Origin of the sequence: Pseudomonas sp. B6002 (genome assembly GCF_013385985.1) — a bacterium.
Classification (GTDB): Bacteria; Pseudomonadota; Gammaproteobacteria; order Pseudomonadales; family Pseudomonadaceae; genus Aquipseudomonas.
In genome coordinates this window covers 249,937-272,102 of record NZ_JACAOY010000004.1, presented here as the reverse complement: position 1 = coordinate 272,102, position 22,166 = coordinate 249,937, and the positions used below count along the sequence as shown (strand labels likewise).

The following is a 22,166-nucleotide window of genomic DNA, read 5'->3' as shown; positions in this document are numbered from 1 at the left end:
TATTTTGACAAAGGAGTGCCCGGCCCATGGTCAGCCTGGACCGATTTGATACCTTCAAGGCCGTGGTCGAGGCCGGCTCGCTGACGGCCGCCGCCGACCGCCTGGGCCAGACCCGGGCCGTGGTCAGCTTCAACCTCAAGCGCCTGGAAGCCGAGCTGGGTGTAACCCTGCTGACCCGTAACACCCGCCAACTGGCCCTGACCGACGCCGGCGAACGTTTTTACCTGCGGTGCACGCGTATGCTCGAAGAGGCACGGCTGGCGGTGGAAGAAGCTCGATCCGAACACGCCCAGCTCAAGGGCACTTTGCGCATCACCACCACCTTGGAATACGCGCTGGCGGTGGTTGCCCCGGCCGTTGAAGCCTTCCGCCGCCTGCACCCGGAACTCAACGTGCACTTATCCACATCCTCCACCCACGCCGACCTGATCTCAGAACGTTTCGACGTGGCGATTCGTTTGGGGCGTCTGCTGGACTCCAATCACCGGGCGGTGCAGTTGTCGACGTTCGAAGTGCTCGCCGTGGCGGCGCCAGCGTTTGCCGGGGTCAATACGCTGGAGGAGTTGGAACCGTTGCCAAAGTTGGGGCATGGGCGGCTGACAGCACTGAGTGTGATCGACCCCGAAGGCGGCGAGCATCAATACCTCCCCGGCCACTGCTCACTGGTGGCCGACAGCGCGGCCGTGCTCCAGGCCTTTGCCGTGCGCGGGCACGGCGTGGCGGTGCTGCCGCAGTGGCTGGTCCAGGATGACCTGGAAAAAGGCGCGTTGGTGCGCTTGTTGCCGGACTATCGCTTTGCCCCGCAAGGGATCTACGCGATGTACCCGGACACCCGGCATTTGCCGCTGAAGGTGCGGGCGTTCATTGATTTCATGAAAGCCTAGAGCGAGCCCGCCAGCCCGAAGCGCTTCTTCAACACCTTCTCCAGCAACCCCTTGGGCAACAACGCCGCCATCAACGGCAGTGCCCGGCTGCCGTTGCCTGCACGCAGCAGGCGCGGTGGCTGGGGTTGCTGAACGGCCTTGAGCACCTCGGCGGCGAATTGCGCGGCAGGGGTGGGTTTGTCCTGGGAGGCCTGGCTGCGTGCGCGGATGCCGTCGCGGATGGGCCACCACGGCGATTGTTCGTTGATCAGCAATTCGGCCTGGGCCCCGGCATTTTTCGCGAAGCTGGTGTTGATGGCGCCGGGCTGGACTTCCATGACCCGTACGCCAAACGGCGCCAGTTCCATGCGTAGCGCATCGCTCAAGGCATGCACGGCGGCTTTCGAGGCGCAGTAGGCGCCGGCAAACGGGGTGACCAGCACGCCGGAAACGCTGCCGATATTCACCACCAATCCCTTGCTTTGACGCAGGGCGGGGAACAGCGCCTGGGTCACGCCGACGATGGAAAACACATTGGTTTCGAACTGGCGTTGCAGGGCTTCAGTGCCGCCGTCGAGCAGCGGGCCCATGGCGCCGTAGCCGGCGTTGTTGATCAGCACGTCCAGCTCGCCCACCTGGGTGGCCAGGGTTTGCAGGGCGGCGCTGTCATTCACGTCCAGCAGTACGGCCTGGAAACCGGCGTCGTTGAGGGCGATCACGTCGGCTTCGCGGCGAGCGCTGGTCAGCACGTGATAGCCGGCCGCCTTGAAGGCATCCGCCAGGGCGCGGCCGATGCCGCTGGAGCAGCCGGTGATAAGTACGTTGGGCATGGATCAGTCCTTTGTCAGTCCGAGAAGCCACCTTGCAGGTGTTCGGCACGAAATTCCAGGGTTTGCGGGCGGTAGCCGGGGCGCAGTGGCGGGGTGGGCAGGCAGTCTTCCCAAGTAGCGCCGGCTTGCAGCTCACCGGGGCCGCGGTAGCGCGGGGCGGCGTAGACGTTGTCGGCCAGGTTGACGGTATCGCCCGGCGCATAGGCGGCGACGCGCCAGCGCAGTTCGGTGAGGGGTACGTCGTTGCCGTTGTTCAGGACCAACTTGAGGGGACGGTCGGCGGGGCATTCCTGGGGCGCGTAGGTGATGCGCAGCTCCAGGCGTGCCAGTTGCGAGGCTTCGCGGTTGTCCAGCCACACCACCCAGATCGCCACGAAACCCAGGCCCACGGCAGCCGCGAGGGACACCGGCAAGGCCTTGGCGGGGTAACGCAGCAGCAGGATCAGCCAGGTGATGATCAGGAGAACGCCGAAGAACATGGAGACCACCTCGAATAGGGAACGAGCATCCTAACGTAAGCTTAGGTGGGATTGGTCAGCTTGAGATAAGTGTTGAATCGGCGGGCCCCATCGCAGGCAAGCCAGCTCCCACAACTGTGGGAGCTGGCTTGCCTGCGATGGGGCCTTCAGCATCACTGCAAAACTCAAAGAAAAAGCCCCCGCCCAACCGGCTGCGGATAGGGGACGCAGTCGGCTGGACGGGGGCTTCTTGTACGACAGTATTACTGCGCGATGGTTTTCACCGACACGCCGCGCTCAACCGGTGTGGAGCGACCGTAGATATCTTCGAACCGCTCGATATCGTCTTCGCCCAGGTAGCTGCCCGATTGCACTTCGATAATCTCCAGCGGGATCTTGCCCGGGTTGCGCAGGCGGTGCACCGAGGCAATCGGGATGTAGGTGGACTGGTTCTCGGTGAGCAGGAACACGTTCTCGTCACAGGTGACTTCGGCGGTGCCGCTGACCACGATCCAGTGTTCGGCGCGGTGGTGGTGCATCTGCAACGACAGGCACGCGCCCGGCTTGACCGAGATGTGCTTGACCTGGAAGCGACCGCCCATGTCCACCGAGTCGTAGGAACCCCACGGACGGTAGACCTCGCAGTGGTTCTGGGTCTCGCTGCGGCCCTGTTCGTTGAGGGTGTTGACCATTTGCTTGACGCCCTGGACCTTGTCCTTGTGGGCAATCATCATCGCGTCCTTGGTTTCCACCACCACGATGTTTTCCAGGCCGATCACCGATACCAGCTTGCCGTTGCCGTGGATCATGCAGTTCTTGCTGTCCTGGATCACCACATCGCCCTTGCTCACGTTGCCGTTGGCGTCTTTATCGTTGACGGCCCACAGCGACGCCCAGCAACCCACGTCGCTCCAGCCGGCGCTCAGTGGCACTACGCAGGCGCGCTGGGTTTTTTCCATCACGGCGTAATCGATGGAGTTGTCCGGGCAGCAGGCGAAGGTGGCTTCGTCGAAGGACACGGTGTCGGCGGTCTGCTCGCTGCGCTCCAGGGTCAGCAGGCAGGTGTCATAGATGTCCGGGTCGTGCTTTTTCAGCTCTTCGAGGAAGCGGCTGGCACGGAACAGGAACATGCCGCTGTTCCAGAAATAACCGCCGCTTTTGACGAACTCGACGGCGCGTTTTTCATTGGGTTTTTCCACGAACTGCTCGACGCGGCTCACGCCCTCGGGCAGCAGCGAATCGTTGGTGGACTTAATGTAGCCGTAGCCGGTTTCAGGGCGGGTGGCCGGCACGCCGAACAGCACCATCTCACCACGCTCGGCGGCCACGGTGGCCAGGGCCAGGGCGCGTTGCAGGGCTTTCTGGTCGTCGATCACGTGGTCGGCGGGCAGCACCAGCATCAGCTCGTCGCGGCCTTCATTGACCAGCATCATCGCGGTGAGGGCCACGGCCGGCGCGGTGTTGCGGCCGAACGGCTCCATCAGGATGCGCTGGCTTTCCAGCTTGCGGGCGCTCAGTTGCTCATTGACGATGAAACGGTGGTCCTTGTTGCAGACCACGATCGGCGTGTCCATGCCTTCGAACACCAGGCGCTCCAGGGTTTGCTGGAACAAGGTGTGCTCGCCGGTCAGCGCCAGGAATTGTTTAGGGAACTGTTTACGGGAAAGCGGCCAAAGACGTGAGCCGCTACCACCGGAAAGGATTACTGGGATCATGCTGTTTCTCCTTGAATCGATATGGGTCAGAGCTACGAAGGTTTGTCGTTTCACTCTTGTTTTTGTCTCGGTCGCCGATTGCACACCGCCCTTTGTAGGAGCCCGCTTGCGGGCGATTGCGACCTTGAGGACGCCATCGCCGGCAAGCCGGGCTCCTACAGGTTCGGTGTCAATCTGCAGAATTCATTAGCGGGTCGACACCGGGCGTTTCACCCAGACCGGCGAGAGGCTCGAACCGGAGCCCGTCACATACAGCACCGCCGCTTCACCACGTTCCAACGCAACCGGCTTCACATCGCCGACTTTCTTGTCACCGTCATACAACGCCAGGCTCACTTTCACCGGGTTGATTTCACGTTCGCCACGGCCTTTGGCGGCCACCGACTGGACCACGTCGGTCTTGCCATCAGCCGTCTTCAAGGTCAGGGCCTTGTCGCTCAGGTTCTGCACGCGCACCAGGGACTTCTGCTTGTTCTTGAACGGCGGCTCTTCGATCAGCTGGGGCTGGCCGCTGCCGCTGTTGACCAGGGTGTAGTAGTGATCCGGGGCGAGCTTGACCGGCACGGTCTGGCTGCCCACCTTGGCGCTGTAGTCACCGCCCGGCATGAAGCTGAAGTCGCTGCTGGCCAGGGGCGCAACGTCGCTCAGGTTGGTGGCGCCGACGGTGGCGCTGACTTCCTGGTTGCTGGCGTTGTAGATGCGCACGAAGCTCGAACCTTTTGGCGCGGTCGGGCCGTAGAGGGCGGCGTCACCGCCGGCAAAGGCAGACATCGATACGACGCTCAGGCCGGCCGCGATGGCCAGGGTTTTAGCGAGACGACGAGGAGTTGTAGTGAAAGTCATGTGAGTTACCTCTCTTTCAGTTTTGCGCCCGGTCGGGCGTCTCGGATTTCTGGTTTTTAACTGGGGTGTTCAGTGCCATGTTCTGTTGGCGCGAACCGGCTTGTTTAAGCTGCGCAACCCACGCGGGGTCGGCATCACCGATTTCGTTGTTCACGGGCAGATAACGTTCAGGAAACTCCCAGATCAGCACCTGGGGCGGGCTGTTCTTGAAGTCGTCGCTTTTGAGGTAGCTGAGCATCGGCAGGATCGGGCCGTGGCCGTCTTCGGCGTAGCTGACCACGTCGCTTTGCAGGGCTTGCTTGAGCGCACCGACAAAGTTCCAGTTAGGGTTGGCGCTGTAGCTGGTGCCTACCAGGGCCACCGGGGTTTCGCTGTCGCTGAACAGGGCATCGTCACCTTTGGTTTCGGCCAGGTGCGTGACGCGTTTTTCCAGCGGTTCTTTAGGTGGCATCAGGTTTTCGAACAGCGGGTCCAGGGGCAGGAACAGACGCAGGTCGCCTTTGTGCGGTGCGGTGTTCTCGGCCTCGGTGACAAAACGCTGGGGCTCGCCGCTCAGCGGGGTTTTCTCGCGAATGGTCGCTGCCAGTTGCTTGGCGGCGATCTCGGCGCCGTCCGGGGTCCAGTGGGTGTCGGTGCGCAGGAACACCTGCTTGCCGCCCAGCTTGGCCTGTTGCAGCGGGCCGAGCAGGTCCGGGGCAATGATCTTGTCGGCGGCGACGCGGGCGTGGAAATCCTGGTAGAGGTTGGCGTGGATGCTCGCCGGTTTCACCTCACCCAGGTGCTCCGGGTACAGGCGCACTTTGGCCGGCACGATCGCCATCACCAGTTGGATGCCCTGGGCCTTGAGCTTCTGGCGCACGCCTTCGACCAGCGCGTAGTTGCCTTGCAGGTTCTGGTCTTCGTTGACGGCGGGGTTGAACTCCTCGTCGCTGTACAGCCAGTGATCGCGGCCCAGCACCACGCCAGGGCGACCCTCATTGAACAGCTTGTAGTCCAGCGCGGCCCACAGGTTGGTGCCCAGGCGCTTGATCGGGAACTCGTCGTCGTAGTGGGTCTCGACGGCTTTGGTCCAGCGACCGTTAAGCACCGTGGCGTCGGCATTGGTGCTGAAGCCGAAGAAACTGCGCAGCGACCAGGCGCCCAGGGCCAGCAGCACCACCAGGAACAGGCCGATATAGAGGACGCGTAATGAACGGGTCATGGTCGGCTTCCTCAGAATTGGAAGTAAAGGAACGGCGAGAAACTCTGCGCCGACAGTTTGAGAATCGACGCCACGAACAGCAGCAGCACTGCCGCGCGCATGGCGTAGCGTGGCCAGTCAGCGGTCCAGTAGGCCGGTTGCACGGCGGCGTCCTGGCCCACGGTGAAACCGGGCTGGTGGATGCTGCCGGGGTTGTCGCCCGGGACGGCCTTGATCAGGCTCGGGTCGGCCGGCTTGGTCTTCTCGGCAGGGCGGTTGGTGTAGAAGTCACGCAGGCCAAAGAACGCCAATGTCGCGTACGCCACCACCAGGGTTGCCACTTGCAGGCCGGTGAGGCTGGCGCGGTTGAGTTCCGACAGCGACCACTCGCCAAAGCTGAACATCGCACCGTACATACGGCCGGCAACGTGCAGGTTCTCGGCGCGGAAGATCACCCAGCCCATCACCACCAGCAGGAAGGTGAAGGCCCAGCGCACCACGTTGAAGCTGCGTGGCGCGGTGTTGAGGCCGATGGCTTTTTCAATCGCCAGCCACATGCCGTGCCAGGCACCCCACACGATGTAGGTGATGTTTGCACCGTGCCACAGGCCACCGAGCAGCATGGTCAGGAACAGGTTGCGGTAGGTGATCAGCGTGCCTTTGCGGTTGCCGCCCAGGGTGATGTACAGGTAGTCACGCAGCCAGGTGGACAGGCTGATGTGCCAGCGCCGCCAGAACTCGGTGATCGACTGGCTGATGTACGGCTGCTTGAAGTTTTCCATGAAGCGGAAACCCATCATCAAGCCCAGGCCGATGGCCATGTCGCTGTAGCCGGAGAAGTCGAAGTACAGCTGCGCGGTGTAGGCCAGCGCGCCGAGCCAGGCATCGCCCGTGGTCGGGTTTTGCAGGGCGAAGCAATGGTCGGCCACCACCGCGAGGGTGTCGGCGATAAAGACCTTCTTGATGAAACCCTGCATGAACCGCGTGCAGCCCTCGGAGAACTTGTCGAGGGTGTGGGTGCGGTTGTTGAACTGGTCGGCCAGGTCGCGAAAGCGCAACACCGGGCCGGCAATCAAGTGCGGGAAGATCGCCACGAACGCCGCGAAGTCGATCAGGTTGCGGGTGGCCGGGGTATCGCCACGGTACACGTCGATGATGTAGCTGATGGACTCGAAGATGTAGAACGAGATACCGATCGGCAACAGCACGTGGGTGAGGATGAACGGCTCAAGACCCATGGACTTCATCATCACGTTGATGCTGTCGACGCCGAAGTTGGCGTACTTGAAGTAGCCGAGGATGCACAGGTCGACCGCCACGCCGAGCAGCAGCCAGCGCTGGGCCGGCTTGGTGCGCACGCCGGCTGCACCGACTTTAAGGCCGATCCAGTAGTTCCACAGCGTCACGGCGGCGAACAGCGCCAGGAAGTCCACTCGCCACCAGGCGTAGAACACATAGCTGGCAATCAGCAGCAGCAGGTTGCGATAGCGTTGCCCGCTCAAGTAGTACAAGCCGAGAAAGATCGGCAAGAACAGAAACAGGAACACATTGGACGAGAAAACCATCCCGATCTCTCCATGTTTAATCACAGTCAAGGGCCAGAGCCCCCCCAAACCCCCCCACGAAAATTCGGGGGGGGCGGTACAGCATTCACGCCACCTTCCTGTAGGAGTCCGGCTTGCCGGCGATGGCGATCTTGAGGCCGCCATCGCCGGCAAGCCGGGCTCCTACAGGAGGGTATTCACCTAACTGCCTTTGTTGCCTTTTTCATGCGCCGGGTCGTAGACCTTGGTCAGGTCACCCCCCAGGCGGAACGTCTTGAACGGTTGCATGCCGTGCTTGCGCTCCACCACATCCGGGGCGCAGGTGTAGAGAGTGCAGAAAGGTTCGAGCCAGGCGAATTTCATGTCCTGCTTCAAGTCCTTCATGTCCTGTTCCTTGCCGTTCTTCTGCTCGAAGATGTCCGGGTCTTTGACCCCGGCCAGCACCTTGTCGCCCAGGCGCTTGAGCGCGCTGTTGTTTTCCTGGCGCAAATCAACACCGTTGACCAGGGCAAAACTGGCGATCATCGACAGCGGCGGCAGGGCGTAGTTGTGGTACGACAGGGCGCGTTGCTGACGCTTCAATTCGTTGGGCAGGAAGCCCTGGTCATCGACCTGGTTCACGCCGACTTTGTATTCCTTCACTGCCCAATCAAACAGGTCGCGACGGTTGGTGGCGACGGACGTTGCCATCACCGACCATGCAGCCCAGTAGGAGTGGTTGTTGGTTTTTTCCAGCGGCAAGTTGTCCCAATCGCTGACGACCTGATCGGCGAGTTTGTTGAACCACGCCTCGATCAACTGCGATTCCTGCTGGTGGTTGGCCAGCGGGTGAGAGTCGGAAAACTTCAGGCGCACATAGGCCGACGCCATGCTGCCCAGCGCCCATTTGCGCATGGACTTGCCGGTGTGGTTGAAGTCCTTGGACATCAGTGCGTCTGCCCGAGCCCAAGTGGCCAGCCAGTTCAAGGTGCATTCCAGCTGCTCCGGGCGCCCATCGCGCATGAATTGCATCACGCGCTTGCTGGTGTCTTTTTCCAGCTTGGTGATGTCGGCCGTGCTGTCGCGAAAGGCTTTTTCAGATTGCACGTTCAGCGTGGCGCGAGCTTTGTCCGAACCTTCGTACTTGCTGCGAAATTGCAGCGAACCGGTGTACGGCGCCGGCATGGCGTCGCAGTCATTCTTGAAGTCGCCGGTCTTGAACGCCTCGATCGGGGCGAAGTAGCCCTGAGGCGGGCGCAGTGGCGCGGCGGCGTTAACCGAGCCTGCGAAGATCGCAAGGCCGAGTAACGTTGGGATCAATAACTTCTGCATAGGTAACCTCATTGCCCAGTTGAAGCGGTCTGTTGACCACCGGCTGGGAATACGTTGCGTGTGCAAATTTTCGCTTCAACCTTCTGCGCGGCCTGGCCTGCTTCGGGGCCCTGGACTTCCACGGCCAGCAAGTTCTGCGAGGCCCAGTCTTCATCGGTGCGCAGTTCGAAGGCGAAACGCCCGTCTGTATCGGATGTTTCGGGTTTTTCGATCTTCAGGTCCTCGTGGCGCCCGTTCATGTACCAGAGGGTGGCTTGCAAGGTTTTCACCGACGGGTCGGCGAAGCGGATATCAACCTGGTGACTGGCGTTACGCAGGTCTTTGTTCGAACTGTTGACCAGCAATTCGTTCTTGCCGGGTTTCAAGGTGGTGCTGGAGGTCATCTGCGCGGTCTTGCCTTCGCAGCCGTTGTCGAGCAACGCCATCATCTGGCGGTAGATGGTTTCCTGGTCCAGGCGGTACAGCGGCGAGAATTCCCAGATGAGGATTTTCGGCGGGCTCTTCTGGAATTCATCGCTGCCCAGGTACTGGATCATCGAGCCTTCCAGGCCACCGCCGGGGAAGGCGACGTTGAGGATGTCAGCGCCGATTTCCTGTTCCAGGAAGCCCGCGAAGTTGTAGTTCTTGCCGCTGTGGCTGGTGCCCACCAGGGTGATCTGCGGGTTGCCCGAATCGCCGAACAGGTCGCCGTCACCCGCTTCGCCCTTGGGCTCGGTGGTGAACTGGTCCATGTACTGGATCGCGTAGCTGGTGCCACACAGTTGCCCGGCCATATTGTGCAGGGTGCCGGTCTTGCCCATGCGCCCGGAGCGCTTGGTCTCGAATTCGCGCTTGGGAATGTCGGCGAACTCAGGCATGGCGCGCACTTTTTCACCGACGATTTTCGCCGTGCGTTGGGCGCCGTACGGCGTCCAGTGTTGGTCACCACGGAAGTAGAAATCGTGGGCCGGCAGTTCATCCGGCAGTTGCTCGTTGGTCAATGGCGACAGGTCCGGCACCACGTAGCCCATTTTGGCGAAACGGCCGAGCATGGTTTTGTAGTTGGCCAGGGCCTTGTCGAAATCGAACTTGGCTTTTTCTTCCGGATTGAGCTTGTTGCGGTTCACCAGGCCACGGGTCGGCTGGTAGACCACCACCAGTTCCACGCCCTTGGCCTTGAACGCATCGTGCAGTTGCTGCATGCGCTTGTAGCCGGCCGGGCTGGTGTCGAACTCGGTGCGCAGGTCTTCCTGGGTACGGAACAACCAGTCGCCCTGGGCTTGCACCAGGGTGGTGAAGTTCTGCTGGTAGCGCGTGGTGTAGTTGCGCGCATCGTGGGCGGCCGGGCACAGGCTGCAGCAGGGTTCGGCAGTAAAGGTCGGGGCCTTTACTTCATCGGCGCGTACGCCCTGGCTGGCCGCCAGCAGGCCGAGGGTCAGACCCGAGAGGCTCAGCAGTTTGATCATGTGTGGGTGCATAAGGGTCATCCTCAGTCCTGCATTTCGGTCTGGCGTTCGACAGGGTCGATCAGCACGGCTTTCTGCTGGCGCACCAGCAGGTCGAGAATTTCTTCCTGGCGATCACCAAGAACGCCGGAGAAGCTGATACCACTGGATTTGGTCGGCGCCAGCATCGACACGCGGTACAGCTCGATGCTCAACGGCGAGTCGATCGACAGCGGCCCGCTGCCGTTACCGGCCAGCTCACCGCCCACCAGGATCAGCGAGACCTTGGCGTCGAACGGGTCGAGGGCGATGTCGCGGTCGGTGTCGGTCAAGTCCTTGATGTGGCCGTAGACGCCGGTCAGGCCGTTGGCCATGGCGGTGTTTTCGTACAGCTTGATGTTCACGCTGTTACGCACGCGGATGCCGTGGCGACGGTTGCTGATCACCTTGTTGCCCCACAGCAGGTTGTCGCCGCTCTCATAGAGGGTGATGCCGTCGGTGTGGTTGCGGTAGATCTCGTTGTCGGCGATCAGGTTGTTCACGCTGTTACGGTCGATCACCAGGCCCGACAGGTGGTTGTCGTAGCTGCGGTTGTTGAAGATGAAGCTGTCGTTCACTTCCCGGGAAATGATGATGCCGTGCTTCTTCTTGGTGCCGTACACGGTGTTGTCCGCAATGATCAGGCCGTGGGAACGGTCGTGGGGGTCAATGCCGTAGACGATGTTGTCTTTGTAGGTATTGCCCTTGAGCACAAAACCGGTGGTTTCGTAGCAGTAGAAGCCGTACCACATGTCCGAAAACTCGGAATCAATAATCCAGCCGGTCGGTTCCGGGCGCTTGAGCACCTTGGCCATGTTCGGCGTGTACTGGGAAATACTCACCCCGTACGACTTACTGTTGGCGTAGCCGAAGCTGGCCATCTTGCTGTTGGCGACGTAGGTTTCGGTGCCGCCCCAGGCCAGCAGGAACGGGCGGAATTCCTTGGGCGACTTGAACAGCGCCGGGCCGTTGGCCTTTTCGCTCCAGCCGGTAATTTTGGTGTCACGCACAAACAGCTGGCCGTCGTTGATCAGGAACGAACCGGCCTCTTGGGACAGGCGCAATTCCTGGGTCTTCTTGTCGATTTCCAGGATGCCTTTGCGCCCGACCACAATCGGCAGCTTGGCCAGGAACACACCCGGTGAGGTTTCGCTGAAGTACTGCTTGGGCACCTTGCCCAGCAGGTCCTTGAGGTTCATGTAGCCGTCATCGACGAAGATCGCCTGGGGAATGCCGTGCTGGCGCACCACCCATTCGGCCATCTTGTTGTCACCGCCGATAAAGTCCTTGAGGGCGTCTTCCTGCATCATGCGGCGCAGGCTGATTTTGCCCGGCTTGGTCCGCACGATTTTCTTTTCCATCGCCGCAGCGGTGTAGCCGGACAGATCAGGCAGGGCCGGTTTATCCATTTCCAGTGGCGCCGTCGGCGGGCTGGAAATGGTGTAGGTCTTGGCCTGTTGCAGCTCTTTGGCGATGGTCGGCGCCTTCACCGCCGCACCGTCGGCAAAGGCCGAAGTGCTGGCCAGCAGCATGGCTGCGACCAGCAGGCTGACCGAGCCTTTGAGGGCTTGAGGGTTCATCGCGCAGGCTCCCATCAGAATTTCCAGATCACGTCGACAAAGGCGCGGTGCATGTACGAGTCCACCTGGCTGCCATAGGCGTCACCCGGTTTGAACACGCCTGCACGAAAGCGCACCAGGGCCGACGGTTCGTCGATCGACTGGCTGAGCGCGGCCGGCAGCAGGCCTTTTTTGAAGTACTTGGTGACGACCAGGTCCATCTCTTGGCCCAGGTCTTTCTTGCCGTCTTCAAGGGGCAGGGAAGTGCTGGACAGGATCGCGCCGGTCACGTCATCGGTGTTGTTCTGCACCGCATCGATACCGTTGCTGCCCACTGGCTTGTTGCCGTCGACGCGCCAGAACTTGTGGTACACCAGGCTGGCGTCGTAGTCCTCGCGCAGCTGCCAGGAACCGAACAGGCTCATGGACTGCATGTTGTTCATCTCGCCACGGAACGCTTCGCCGAAGCGGTGCAGGCGCGATTGGGTGCCGGTCCAGTTCGAACGGTTGCTTTGCAGGCCGTTCTGTTCGTACTCGGCGCTGGCGCGGGCATAGGCCGCGCCTACTTGCCATTGCGGGTCCAGACGCAGGCGGATACCCAGGTCGGTGGCCCAGCCGTTCACGTCATCGCTGCGTTTGGCATTCGTTGGGCGGGTGCCGTCGGCGTTCAGCGCGTTGACGGTGTCGCGGTTGCCCTGCATGCCGGTGACGCTGGCCCAGTAGTTGACGGTGTTGGTGTTGCGCCAGTTGTAGGCGTCGCTGTTGGCTTCGATGCCGAGCCAGGTCAGGTCGCCGTTTTCGCGCTTGTCCAGCGGGTCGGACGCCACACCCGGTTCGGCGTAGTCGAGCTTGCCGTCGTCATGGGTGTGGTGACCGCGCAGGCCGATCCACTGGCCCGGCGTCCACTGGTAGGCGGCGTCGGCGTAGAAGTGTTGGCGGTCCTTGTCCTTGGGCGACAGTTCCTTGAGGTCGGTGCGGTATTCGCTGAAGCGTTCAGCGGCGCCGATATTGGCCTTGAGCAAGGTGGTGTCGAAAGTCCAGTTCAGCGCCTCGATGTTGGTGTCGCGCCATTGGCCGTCGTCATTGCGCAGGCGCTGGCGACCGAACTTGAGGATCTCGCCAGGGTAGGGCGTGAAGCCGCTGTAGCCGACCCAGAACTCACGCAGGGCCAGGTAGTTTTTCTTGGCCTTGCGGTCATCGTTGCTCGATTGTTCTGTAGTGTCGTCGGCCGACTGTTGCAGGGTGTCGGTCTCGATGATGTCGCTGGAGGTCACGGCCTGGCCCATGGCGTAGGCGCTCCACGCGCCGCTTTCGCCATAGATCCACGGGCGCAGGTCGAGGCCGATGCCGTTGACGTCGCCGCCTTTCTGGGTGCCGAGGTCGCGGTCATCTTCGGACTGCGCGGTGGCTTTGACTTCCAGGCCGAAGTTCTTGGCTTCGGTGAGCGCAGCCAGGGTCGGGCACGACCATAACAAGGCGAAGGTCAGGCCGATGCCGGCCTTGACGAATGGATTGAGCTTCATAGGGATTCCTCGCCGTCTTCTTCATCCAGGGCGTGCAGTTGCAGCGTGCTCTGGGCCAGGGTGCCGCGGGCGGCCAGCTCTTGTTGCACCAGGCGTTGGCCTTGAGTGCGTTGCTCCGGGGTCAGCGGGGCTTCGAGTTGCGTGGCCAAGTCGTTGGCCTCTGGCGTGTCCTGGGCTTTAGCCAACTGGCTGAAGACATAGGCGTTCAATGGGTCGGGCTTGGTGCCCTTGCCTTGGGAAAACAATTGGGCGATGGCGAAGTCGGCGCTGTTCTGGCCATTGCGCGCAGCGGTCAGCAAGTGATCCAGGGCTTTTTGCGGGTAGACCTTGCCCAGGTAGCCACGACGGTAGATCTGGCCGAGGTAGTAATCGGCGGCCACTTCCTTGCCCACGGCTTTTTCGAAGTGTGCCTCGGCGGCTTTGGCGTCGGCCGGCACCCACTTGCCTTCGTAGTAGAGCTTGCCCAGCAACAGCTCGGCGCGCGGCTGGTCGGCGGCGCGGCCGTTGTCCAGGTACTTCATCATCTGGTCGACATCGCCCAGTTCCGGGAAGTCGTAGAGCAGTTGCGCCAGGCTGACCCAGGACGCCGGGTAGCCAGGGGCGATTTTTTCCAGCAGGGCCTGGGCGGTTTTCTCGTCCGGCTTGCCCAGGGTGGCATCGCCGAGTACGCGAGCAACGCTGTCGACGCGTTGCGCGGTGACGGTGCCACGGCTGTAGCCGGCTTCCATTTGCTTGAGCAGTTCGGCCTGTTTTTCCGGCTCGGCTTTTTTCTGGTAGACCGTGGCCAGCTCGACGTAGCAGATATCGGTGGTGTTCAGCGCGGCCTTGCAGATGCGCTCCACATCATCCAAGTGCTGGTCGTAGGTGCCTTGGGTGCGATACAGCAGCACCTGGGCCAGGCCGGCTTCCGGATAACCCGCGGCCTGCCACTTGCTGATCTGCTGCTGGGCGTTCACGTTCGGGAAACTGTGAGGGTATTGCAGGTAGAGCATCGCCAGCGGGATCAGGGTGTTGCCTTCGCCATTGGCAAAAGCCTTTTTCAACAGGCCTTCGGCTTCGTGTTGCTCGGCTTCGGTGGCACCGGGCTTGGCCACCAGCAGACGACCGAGGCGAGCCTGGGCACGCGGCGACGTGTCAGCGGCGGCGCGGTAGGTGGCTTCGGCCTGGCGGATCTGCTCGGGGTCACGGGTGGTCACCTGGATATCGGCCAGGCCCACTTGGGCCTCGCTGTAACCCAGGTCGGCCAGTTGCTGGTAGTTCTGCTGGGCGGTGACGGTGTCGCCGCGCTTGAGTGCTTCGTTAGCCAGGCGTTGGTCGGGCAGGCCGGCGCAACCGGCCAGGCTGACGGCCAGTGCCAGAGCACAGCAGGCCATGGCTGAGTGAGATCTGCTTTGTGTGGGAGCTGGCTTGCCTGCGATAGCGGTGTTGTAATCACCACCGCCATCGCGGGCAAGCCCGGCTCCCACATTGGCCGGTGTTGTTGTTGAAATAGGGTTCACAGGCATGTCCTCTGCTTACAGACCGTTGGCCATGGCTTTGTCGATCAGCCAGTTCAGCGAAGGGCCACGGTCGCTGGTCACTTCCACCGGGCGGCCGGCGTAGGTGCTGTCCAGCGGTGCGTCAGGCTTGATCTGTACGCGGATGTCGGAGGACAGGTCGGCGCTGTTCAGGCTGGTGCTGCTGACGATGGTGCCGGTGCGGATCTGTTCTTCGTCGGCCACCTGGAAGCTCACCGGCGTACCTGGGCGCACGTCAGCGAACTGGCGATAAGTGAAGCGCGCTTCCACGTTGGCCTGGCTGCCGCGTGGCACCAGTTGGAAGATCACGTCGCCTTTGCTGGCGTATTGGCCGTCGGCGACCATTTGCTGGGCCACCACGCAGTCGCACGGCGACGTCAGGGTGCCGGTCATTTGCTTGCCGAACAGCTCTTCAACCTTGGCCGGTTGCAGTTGGTCTTCGTCCAGGTGGCCCTTGAGCACATCGAGCATGCTGGTGCTGAAGGTGGCGAGCGGCGCGCCCTTGGCGGCCACCGCATCACCTTTGAGCAGGCTTTGCACGGTGCCGTCGCGGGGCATGGTCACGTTCATGCCGGGTACGCTGACCAGGCCGGCCTGGGCGTGGCTGACGAAGTACATGCCGTACACCGACTTGAACACGAAACCGAACGCGGCCAGGCCGACGATGAAGATACCGGCGCTGAAGGTCACCGCACGCAGGCGACCAAAGGCGGTCATGCCGCTGCCACTGTCTTTGACCTTGCGCGCCTTGGTGAAGTTGTCGCGTTGCAGGGTCGCCAGCACGTCGCCCATGGTCACGATGTCACCGGACAAGTGCGAAGTGATCAGGTGGCGCAGGGTGGAAATGTCCTGGGGTTCCAGGTTCTGGAACTGGCAACCGGTGCGGCCGGTCTGGCGGTCGTAGGAGCGGATTTGCAGTTCCACGTCCATGGCCAGGCCCAGGTTGTCGATCACAAACTGCAGGCGGCCCTTGTGCACTTCGCCGACGGTCAACGGCTGGGTGGAGGTGAAGGCCAGGCCGCCGGCAGACAGGTCGATGACCCGTGCTTCGGTCGGTGTGCGGTCAGTGTTGAAAAAGCGCAGCTTGGCCGGGATTTTCACGCGGGCATGTTGGCGCTGGGCTTCGGATTCGTGGACAACGTTGACGTTTGCTTGGCTATTCATCGGTGTAATTCCTAGGTTAATTCAGGCTTGGCAGGGTCAGACCATCATCAGCAACACGGCGACGAAAATGCTGCCGGCGGAGAAGGTCATGGTCCGAGACGACCAGGTGTTGAACCAACGTTGAAAGCTGGCCAAATCGCGGGTCAGTTTGGTGTCCTGGCGGGTCCAGGACTGTTGATCAAGGCGGAAGAACACGTAGATCTTCACCAGCGCGCCCATGATCTGGTTGTAATAGAGAATCACCGGGTAGGCCGGGCCGATCTTGTGGCCGGAACACGACAGCAACAGGGTGAGAATCAGGCGGGTGATGCCGATCCACAGCAGGTAAGCGAGGATGAACGCGCCGCCGTACTTGAAGGTGGCGATGAACGCGACCGTCAGGCCGAGCAGGGACGTCCACATCGACACACGCTGGTCGAACAGCACGATGCTGGTGAACAGACCGAGGCGGCGCACACCCAGGCCCAGGGCGCGGGAGTTCTGGCGCAGGTTGTTGCCGTACCAGCGGAACATCAGCTTGCGGCTGGCCTTGATAAAGCTTTTTTCCGGCGGGTGTTCCACGGTGTTGATCGCGGCGTCCGGTACGTAGAAGGTGTCGTAGCCCAGGCGCATCAGGCTGAACCAGCTGGACTTGTCGTCACCGGTGAGGAACTTGAAGCGGCCCAGGCGCCAGTGTTGCAGCGAGTCGCTTTCCACGTCGGCGATAAAGCCCGGGTCAGTCACTACGCTGGCACGGAACACCGACATGCGACCGGTCATGGTCAGCACGCGCTTGGACAGGGCCATGGAGCACATGTTGATGTGGCGTTGGGCGAAGCGCAGCTTGTGCCATTCGCTCATGATGTAGCCGCCACGCACTTCGCAGAATTCGTTGGTGGTGAGGCCACCGACGTTGCCGAACAGCTGGAACCACGGCACGGTCTTGCGCACGACGCCTTCGGCGAGCACGGTGTCGCCATCGATCACGGCGACCACGGCGCGGTCATCCGGCAGGTGGCGGGAGATGGCACGGAAACCGAAGGCCAGGCCGTCACGCTTGCCGGTACCGGCGATGCGCACGAAGTCGAGCTTCACGTGCTCCGGTGGGTTCATGCGTTCCCACAGGCTTTTCACCAGCAGTTCATCGGACATTTCCACCAGCGAGCACACCACGGTGGTGGGGAAACCGCATTCGATGGCTTCGCGGATCACCGAGCTGTAGACCTGCGCGGTGGTCAGCGCGTCGATACGAAAACTGGTGACCATCAGGAACACATGGGACGGGTCGGCGGCCTTGCCCAGTTTGCGCACTTTGCGGCGCAGGTGCGGGTAGACCACGTACAAAAACAGCATGCCGCGAAAGAAATGCGTAGCACCCATCGAGTAGCGCCAGATACCGACGGCGCCAATCAGGAAAATAAAATTCTTCGACTCCGAGTCGAACGTACTCGCCGGCAGCAGCAGGGCGAGTCCCATCAGCAGGCTGAGGAAGAACAGCCAGCCGGCGGATTGCAGTAGTACATGTTTTAACTTGGACATAAGCGTCATCCGAAGGTGAAGGAGGTTCCAGGCGGCAGGCGCTGGGGATGGAAACGCCTGCCGCCTGGAACTTGCCGTTGCTGTTACCAGCAAATGCCTTCGGTACGACCGGTCGCACAGGTGGCCTTGGACATGAAGCCCACCAGGTCGATCACTTGCTTGCCGTGCGGAGCGTTCTGCGCCAGGGCGCGGAATTTCTCGTCGCGGTTGCCGAGGATGATCACGTCGGAGTTATTGATCACATCATCGAAGTCCGAGTTGAGCAGGGACGACACGTGCGGGATCTTGCCCTCGATGTAGTCCTTGTTCGCGCCGTGGACACGGGCGTATTCGACGTTGCTGTCGTAGATGCTCAGGTCGTAGCCCTTGCCGATCAGCATTTCGGCCAGGTCAACCAGCGGGCTTTCACGCAGGTCGTCGGTGCCGGCCTTGAAGCTCAGGCCCAGCAGGGCGACTTTGCGTTTGTCGTGGCTGGAAACGATGTCGAAGGCGTTCTGTACCTGGGACTCGTTGCTGCGCATCAGCGAGTTGAGCAGCGGCGCTTCCACGTCCAGAGAGCCGGCACGGTAGGTGAGGGCGCGCACGTCTTTGGGCAGGCACGAACCGCCGAAAGCGAAGCCTGGGCGCATGTAGTACTGGGACAGGTTGAGGGTCTTGTCCTGGCACACCACTTCCATCACTTCACGGCCATCGACGCCGACGGCCTTGGCGATGTTGCCGATCTCGTTGGCGAAGGTCACCTTGGTGGCGTGCCACACGTTGCAGGTGTACTTGATCATTTCGGCAACGGCGATGTCCTTGCGGATGATCGGTGCATCGAGTTCTTCGTAGAGCGACTGCAGGACATCGCCGGAGGCTTTGTCGAACTCGCCGATCACGGTCATCGGTGGCAAGTCGTAGTCGGCAATGGCGGTGGACTCACGCAGGAATTCCGGGTTGACCGCGACGCCGAAGTCGACACCGGCTTTTTTGCCCGAGCAGTCTTCGAGGATCGGGATCACCACGTTGGCCACGGTGCCTGGCAGCACGGTGCTGCGCACGACCACCGTGTGGCGGGTGGTTTTGTCACGCAGGACAAAACCGATCTCGCGGCACACGGCTTCGATGTAGTCGAGTTCCAGGTCACCGTTTTTCTTGCTCGGCGTACCGACACAGATCATCGACAGGTCAGTGTCACGGATGGCGTCGGCGAAGTTGGTGGTACCGCGCAGTCGACCGGTTTCGATCCCCTGGCTCAACAGTTCACCCAGACCCGGTTCAACGATTGGCGATTTGCCCGCATTGATCAGGTCGATCTTTTCCTTGGAGATGTCTACGCCCACCACTTCGTGGCCACGGGCAGACAGGCAACCGGCACACACTGCGCCAACGTAACCCAAACCAAATATGCTGATGCGCATCGCATTTACCTCTTGTCATTGAAGACGATTTTAATCATGCCAATTAGATGGCCGGAGTTCATGTTTGCAAGCGTCACTGTTGCCGCGGAAGTTAGACGAATAGACGCCGACTTACCGCGTACAGGCATGTTAAATAGCGAGTGACTAACTATTGCACTCAAGTTGTGCGCAACTTGGCCTTGTTATTGGGGCTTGCCCTGAAATGCAGCCGGGCTACCTTGGAGAAGGGCCCGACGCCGGTGCCGCAGGGGCTTGATAGAGGCTTAAAGCCCTTAATTATCAATCACCTGGGTGTCACCACCGACACATTTAGGTAAGCGCTGCCTTGGCCTATAGGGGATAGCAACCAGTCCTTATCGCCGCCCTCAACTCAATTCAGTTGATGATATGACCCGTGAGTCAAAGTTGATGGGGCAACTTTGCTACTTCCTTGGGTCGCTATGTAAGTCATCTCCTACAGAAACAGAGAATTTCGTTACCGGTGGTATGAGCCGTGCGTTTTGGCGAAGTTCCAGGCCGCTCATCCTGTTTCCGGAAATTTCTTGAAATATTAGGAAAGATGGCACTAGTACTATAGTGATAGCACTTGCTATTTGGGCCAGTAGTTGTGGGGAGTTGGTGCGGGGAGATAGTTTTGTGCCACTACTGTTTAAAAAAAGTGGTGCCACTACGAAAAAAAATGAGAATTGTCGAGTGAAAGATTCGTTAGGAATGCGTCAAGATATTTTTTGACGCCAAAATGATGACGGTTCGGTGGGCGAAATGCGGTCAAGAAATGTGGGAGCTGGCTTGCCTGCGATGGCGGTGTTGAATTCACCGACGCTATCGCAGGCAAGCCAGCTCCCACATTCGAACATCTGTGCTTTCGAGGGCTTTATTCCGGTGCGTGATCGCGCAGGAACACCAGGTTGTCGGGCTTGGACTGCTCGGCATTGAAGCGATAGCCCTGCACGTCAAACTCCATGAGCCTGGCCGGGTCGTTGATGCGTTCTTCGATCACGAAGCGGCTCATCATGCCCCGGGCCTTCTTGGCGTAGAAGCTGATGATCTTGTACTGGCCGTTCTTCAGGTCCTTGAACTCGGTGTTGATGATCCGCGCGTTCAGGGCCGTGCGCTTGATCGCCGAGAAGTACTCGTTGGACGCCAGGTTCAGCAGCACGTCATCGCCTTGCTCGGCCAGGGCTTCGTTCAGCCACTCGCTGATACGGGTGCCCCAGAAGGCGTACAGGTCCTTGCCACGGGCGTTGGGCAGCTTGGTGCCCATTTCCAGGCGGTACGGCATCATCAGGTCCAGGGGGCGCAGCAGGCCGTACAGGCCCGAGAGCATGCGCAGGTGGTCCTGGGCGTAGGTGAAATCGGCGTCGCTGAAGGTTTCGGCGTTGAGGCCGGTGTACACGTCGCCCTTGAACGCCAGCAGCGCCTGCTTGGCGTTGGCGGGGGTGAACGCCGGGGTCCAACTGCCGAAGCGGGCGGCGTTGAGGCCACCGATCTTGTCGGACACGTGCATCAACTCGCTGATCTGCGCCGGGCTCAGCGTGCGCAGCTGCTCGATCAGTTCCTGGGAGTGGTCCAGAAATTGCGGCTGGGTAAAGCGCTGGGTCGCAGGCGCGGTCTCGAAATCGAGGGTCTTGGCGGGTGAAATCACCGTCAGCATGAAGTCGTCTCCTTAAATCGTGGGGGGATTCTAGGGGGTTGAGGCGTTCGACTCCACCTATGGCAACGATAGAGATCGAAACTGTAGGAGCCGGCTTGCCGGCGATGGCGTCCGCAAGATCACTTCAAGTCTCCAGGGCCTCATCGCCGGCAAGCCGGCTCCTACAGGGGGCGTGGTGGATCGGCTATAGTGGCCGACGACTCTGGAAAGGGAGACCCTTTGTGCGAATTGCGCTTTTATTGTCCGCCTGCCTGTTTTGCCTGGGCGCCCAGGCCGCACCTGTGGACGTGTCCAGCCTGGACCGTGGCACCTGGCCTGAAAAGCTCAGCAGCCCCGCGCTGTTCGATGTGGCCTCACGCGCCGAAATCCTGATGTTCGCCCACAGCCTGCTGGCCAGCGAAAGCCAGGACGAAACCGCGCTCAAGCAGCGCCTGGGCTTGAAGATCATCAACCTGGCGTCCATCGACGACCTGCGCCGCCAGCTGTGGCAACGTTTGTTGGAGAACTACACCTTCGCCCAACAGAGCTGCGAGGAGGACGCCTCGTTTTGTTACCTGGTCGAGAACATGGACGACCTGCGCGAGCAGGCTGGCAAGTTCCAGGTCAGCGAAAACTCTTTCTATATAGGCTGGGCCGGCCCGAGCCATAATTTCCACGAACGCTACCTCGATGAGTTGCTGCGCAAGGCCGCGCTGTTCCCGCAGATCAGCAGCGAAGTCGCGCGTTTTGGTGACCATGAGCGCAATGGCGATGAGCTCAACGACCGCTTGTTCTTGCTGACGTTCGACGGCGGCCCGGCGCCAGTCAGTGGCAACACCGACTGGCTCACCGATTACTTGCGCAAACAGAAGATGAACGCGACGTTCTTTGCCCTCGGCAGCAGCCTGCAGACCCGTGTGGAGAGCAGCTCTGCCGCTGATGTGCAGGCCTTGTACCAAGGCCAGTGCGTGGGTATTCAGGGCTGGCAGTACCGTTCCCACAGCCATTGGGTCGACTGGCAAAGTTCGATCACCCGCACGGCGTCGCTGGTGCAAAACCTGATGCCGGAGAACTACGTACCGCTGTTTCGCCCGCCCTACGGTCAGCGCCGGGCGGACAGCCAGGGGTTTTTCCAGTCCCAGGGGCTGCAAGTGGCGTTGTGGGACATCGACTCCCAGGATGACCCGGGCAAGCTCAAGCCCGACGAGTCGGCGCAGCGCGTGCTGACGTTGATGCTGCTGTGGCGCAAAGGGGTGATTGTGTTCCACGACACACAGGACAAGGCGCGGGTGGCATTGCCTTTATTGATGCAGGCAACGGCGCAAAGCGGGCTGGGTTGGCAGGACTGTCGGGAGGCGTTTCGCTGAAAAGACGAAGTGCCCGGCCCTGTTGGGGATGAGGCGTTTTTGGGGCGATTTTAGAGGGCGTTTCGATGCAGGCGGACTTCCGACTTTAACGGGGTCGCTGGCACTCGGCTAGTGCTATTCGTCATCCTGAAAAATAAACTTCAAAAAAGCGTCAAAGTGCTTTTTCCTGTCATGGCTTTTGCGGTATTACGAAGTCAGATCGCCGAAACCTGCAGCACAGGTGGCGTCTTCCAAGACTCCTCATGTGGGCACTGCGCTTGACGTCACTTCAGGTGCAG

At 61.1% G+C, this 22,166-nt stretch carries 17 protein-coding genes; 2 read left to right on the top strand and 15 right to left on the bottom strand.

The genetic code is table 11. From position 1 onward, the window contains the following. Nucleotides 1-26 precede the first annotated feature (26 nt). Complete coding sequence (locus tag HX792_RS04760; protein ID WP_176995009.1) at nt 27-884, top strand: LysR family transcriptional regulator; 858 nt, start codon at nt 27-29, stop codon at nt 882-884. Here HX792_RS04760 and HX792_RS04755 read toward each other — a convergent pair. The 15 genes from HX792_RS04755 to yaaA all read right to left on the bottom strand — a co-directional run bounded on the left by HX792_RS04755 (nt 881) and on the right by yaaA (nt 20,542). Then, a complete protein-coding gene (locus HX792_RS04755; RefSeq protein ID WP_176995008.1) occupies nt 881-1,693 on the bottom strand; it encodes an SDR family oxidoreductase in 813 nt (270 codons plus the stop codon). The two genes, HX792_RS04760 and HX792_RS04755, sit on opposite strands and share 4 nt — an antisense overlap. A 14-nt stretch (nt 1,694-1,707) precedes the next feature. Continuing rightward, nucleotides 1,708-2,172, bottom strand: coding sequence for a multidrug transporter (locus tag HX792_RS04750; protein WP_135308501.1), 465 nt, complete (start codon nt 2,170-2,172; stop codon nt 1,708-1,710). 242 nt (nt 2,173-2,414) lie between these two features. Next, nucleotides 2,415-3,866 (bottom strand): mannose-1-phosphate guanylyltransferase/mannose-6-phosphate isomerase, encoded by a 1,452-nt coding sequence (locus tag HX792_RS04745; protein ID WP_176995007.1) that lies wholly within the window; start codon nt 3,864-3,866, stop codon nt 2,415-2,417. 186 nt (nt 3,867-4,052) lie between these two features. Next, nucleotides 4,053-4,709 (bottom strand): alginate O-acetyltransferase AlgF, encoded by a 657-nt coding sequence (locus HX792_RS04740; RefSeq protein ID WP_176995006.1) that lies wholly within the window; start codon nt 4,707-4,709, stop codon nt 4,053-4,055. 16 nt (nt 4,710-4,725) lie between these two features. Beyond that, nucleotides 4,726-5,910 (bottom strand): alginate O-acetyltransferase, encoded by a 1,185-nt coding sequence (locus HX792_RS04735; RefSeq protein ID WP_176995005.1) that lies wholly within the window; start codon nt 5,908-5,910, stop codon nt 4,726-4,728. Between the two features lie 11 nt (nt 5,911-5,921). After that, a complete protein-coding gene (locus tag HX792_RS04730; RefSeq protein ID WP_176995004.1) occupies nt 5,922-7,454 on the bottom strand; it encodes an MBOAT family protein in 1,533 nt (510 codons plus the stop codon). A gap of 180 nt (nt 7,455-7,634) precedes the next feature. Further along, nucleotides 7,635-8,744 (bottom strand): mannuronate-specific alginate lyase, encoded by a 1,110-nt coding sequence (locus HX792_RS04725; protein WP_176995003.1) that lies wholly within the window; start codon nt 8,742-8,744, stop codon nt 7,635-7,637. A gap of 8 nt (nt 8,745-8,752) precedes the next feature. Beyond that, complete coding sequence (locus HX792_RS04720; RefSeq protein WP_176995251.1) at nt 8,753-10,201, bottom strand: alginate O-acetyltransferase; 1,449 nt, start codon at nt 10,199-10,201, stop codon at nt 8,753-8,755. A gap of 11 nt (nt 10,202-10,212) precedes the next feature. Then, nucleotides 10,213-11,802, bottom strand: a complete 1,590-nt coding sequence (gene algG / locus HX792_RS04715; RefSeq protein WP_176995002.1) for a mannuronan 5-epimerase AlgG — start codon at nt 11,800-11,802, stop codon at nt 10,213-10,215. Continuing rightward, on the bottom strand, nt 11,802-13,289 hold the full coding sequence (locus tag HX792_RS04710) for an alginate export family protein (RefSeq protein WP_176995001.1): 1,488 nt from the start codon (nt 13,287-13,289) through the stop codon (nt 11,802-11,804). The genes algG and HX792_RS04710 overlap by 1 nt, the downstream gene beginning before the upstream one ends. Further along, nucleotides 13,286-14,662, bottom strand: a complete 1,377-nt coding sequence (algK, locus tag HX792_RS04705; RefSeq protein WP_176995000.1) for an alginate biosynthesis TPR repeat lipoprotein AlgK — start codon at nt 14,660-14,662, stop codon at nt 13,286-13,288. Before algK ends, HX792_RS04710 begins: the two co-directional genes overlap by 4 nt. Before the next feature lie 141 nt (nt 14,663-14,803). Further along, nucleotides 14,804-15,970 (bottom strand): alginate biosynthesis protein Alg44, encoded by a 1,167-nt coding sequence (locus tag HX792_RS04700; RefSeq protein WP_176994999.1) that lies wholly within the window; start codon nt 15,968-15,970, stop codon nt 14,804-14,806. A 36-nt stretch (nt 15,971-16,006) separates the two neighbouring features. Continuing rightward, nucleotides 16,007-17,488, bottom strand: a complete 1,482-nt coding sequence (gene alg8 / locus HX792_RS04695; protein ID WP_176994998.1) for a mannuronan synthase — start codon at nt 17,486-17,488, stop codon at nt 16,007-16,009. An 83-nt stretch (nt 17,489-17,571) separates the two neighbouring features. After that, complete coding sequence (locus tag HX792_RS04690) at nt 17,572-18,888, bottom strand: nucleotide sugar dehydrogenase (protein ID WP_176994997.1); 1,317 nt, start codon at nt 18,886-18,888, stop codon at nt 17,572-17,574. A gap of 874 nt (nt 18,889-19,762) precedes the next feature. Beyond that, on the bottom strand, nt 19,763-20,542 hold the full coding sequence (yaaA, locus tag HX792_RS04685) for a peroxide stress protein YaaA (protein WP_176994996.1): 780 nt from the start codon (nt 20,540-20,542) through the stop codon (nt 19,763-19,765). Nucleotides 20,543-20,763: 221 nt separating this feature from the next. On the opposite strand from yaaA, the gene HX792_RS04680 reads away from it, so the two are divergent. Then, complete coding sequence (locus HX792_RS04680; RefSeq protein ID WP_176994995.1) at nt 20,764-21,888, top strand: polysaccharide deacetylase family protein; 1,125 nt, start codon at nt 20,764-20,766, stop codon at nt 21,886-21,888. Nucleotides 21,889-22,166: the final 278 nt, after the last annotated feature.

Bases quoted from the DNA above. Each gene is read 5' to 3' on its own strand.
- HX792_RS04740 (WP_176995006.1), bottom strand. From the start codon at position 4,709: ATGACTTTCACTACAACTCCTCGTCGTCTCGCTAAAACCCTGGCCATC.
- HX792_RS04750 (WP_135308501.1), bottom strand. From the start codon at position 2,172: ATGTTCTTCGGCGTTCTCCTGATCATCACCTGGCTGATCCTGCTGCTG.
- HX792_RS04690 (WP_176994997.1), bottom strand. From the start codon at position 18,888: ATGCGCATCAGCATATTTGGTTTGGGTTACGTTGGCGCAGTGTGTGCC.
- HX792_RS04760 (WP_176995009.1), top strand. From the start codon at position 27: ATGGTCAGCCTGGACCGATTTGATACCTTCAAGGCCGTGGTCGAGGCC.
- alg8 (WP_176994998.1), bottom strand. From the start codon at position 17,488: ATGTCCAAGTTAAAACATGTACTACTGCAATCCGCCGGCTGGCTGTTC.
- HX792_RS04720 (WP_176995251.1), bottom strand. From the start codon at position 10,201: ATGCACCCACACATGATCAAACTGCTGAGCCTCTCGGGTCTGACCCTC.
- HX792_RS04730 (WP_176995004.1), bottom strand. From the start codon at position 7,454: ATGGTTTTCTCGTCCAATGTGTTCCTGTTTCTGTTCTTGCCGATCTTT.
- HX792_RS04755 (WP_176995008.1), bottom strand. From the start codon at position 1,693: ATGCCCAACGTACTTATCACCGGCTGCTCCAGCGGCATCGGCCGCGCC.
- HX792_RS04725 (WP_176995003.1), bottom strand. From the start codon at position 8,744: ATGCAGAAGTTATTGATCCCAACGTTACTCGGCCTTGCGATCTTCGCA.
- HX792_RS04710 (WP_176995001.1), bottom strand. From the start codon at position 13,289: ATGAAGCTCAATCCATTCGTCAAGGCCGGCATCGGCCTGACCTTCGCC.
- HX792_RS04745 (WP_176995007.1), bottom strand. From the start codon at position 3,866: ATGATCCCAGTAATCCTTTCCGGTGGTAGCGGCTCACGTCTTTGGCCG.
- algK (WP_176995000.1), bottom strand. From the start codon at position 14,662: ATGGCCTGCTGTGCTCTGGCACTGGCCGTCAGCCTGGCCGGTTGCGCC.
- HX792_RS04700 (WP_176994999.1), bottom strand. From the start codon at position 15,970: ATGAATAGCCAAGCAAACGTCAACGTTGTCCACGAATCCGAAGCCCAG.
- HX792_RS04735 (WP_176995005.1), bottom strand. From the start codon at position 5,910: ATGACCCGTTCATTACGCGTCCTCTATATCGGCCTGTTCCTGGTGGTG.
- yaaA (WP_176994996.1), bottom strand. From the start codon at position 20,542: ATGCTGACGGTGATTTCACCCGCCAAGACCCTCGATTTCGAGACCGCG.
- algG (WP_176995002.1), bottom strand. From the start codon at position 11,802: ATGGGAGCCTGCGCGATGAACCCTCAAGCCCTCAAAGGCTCGGTCAGC.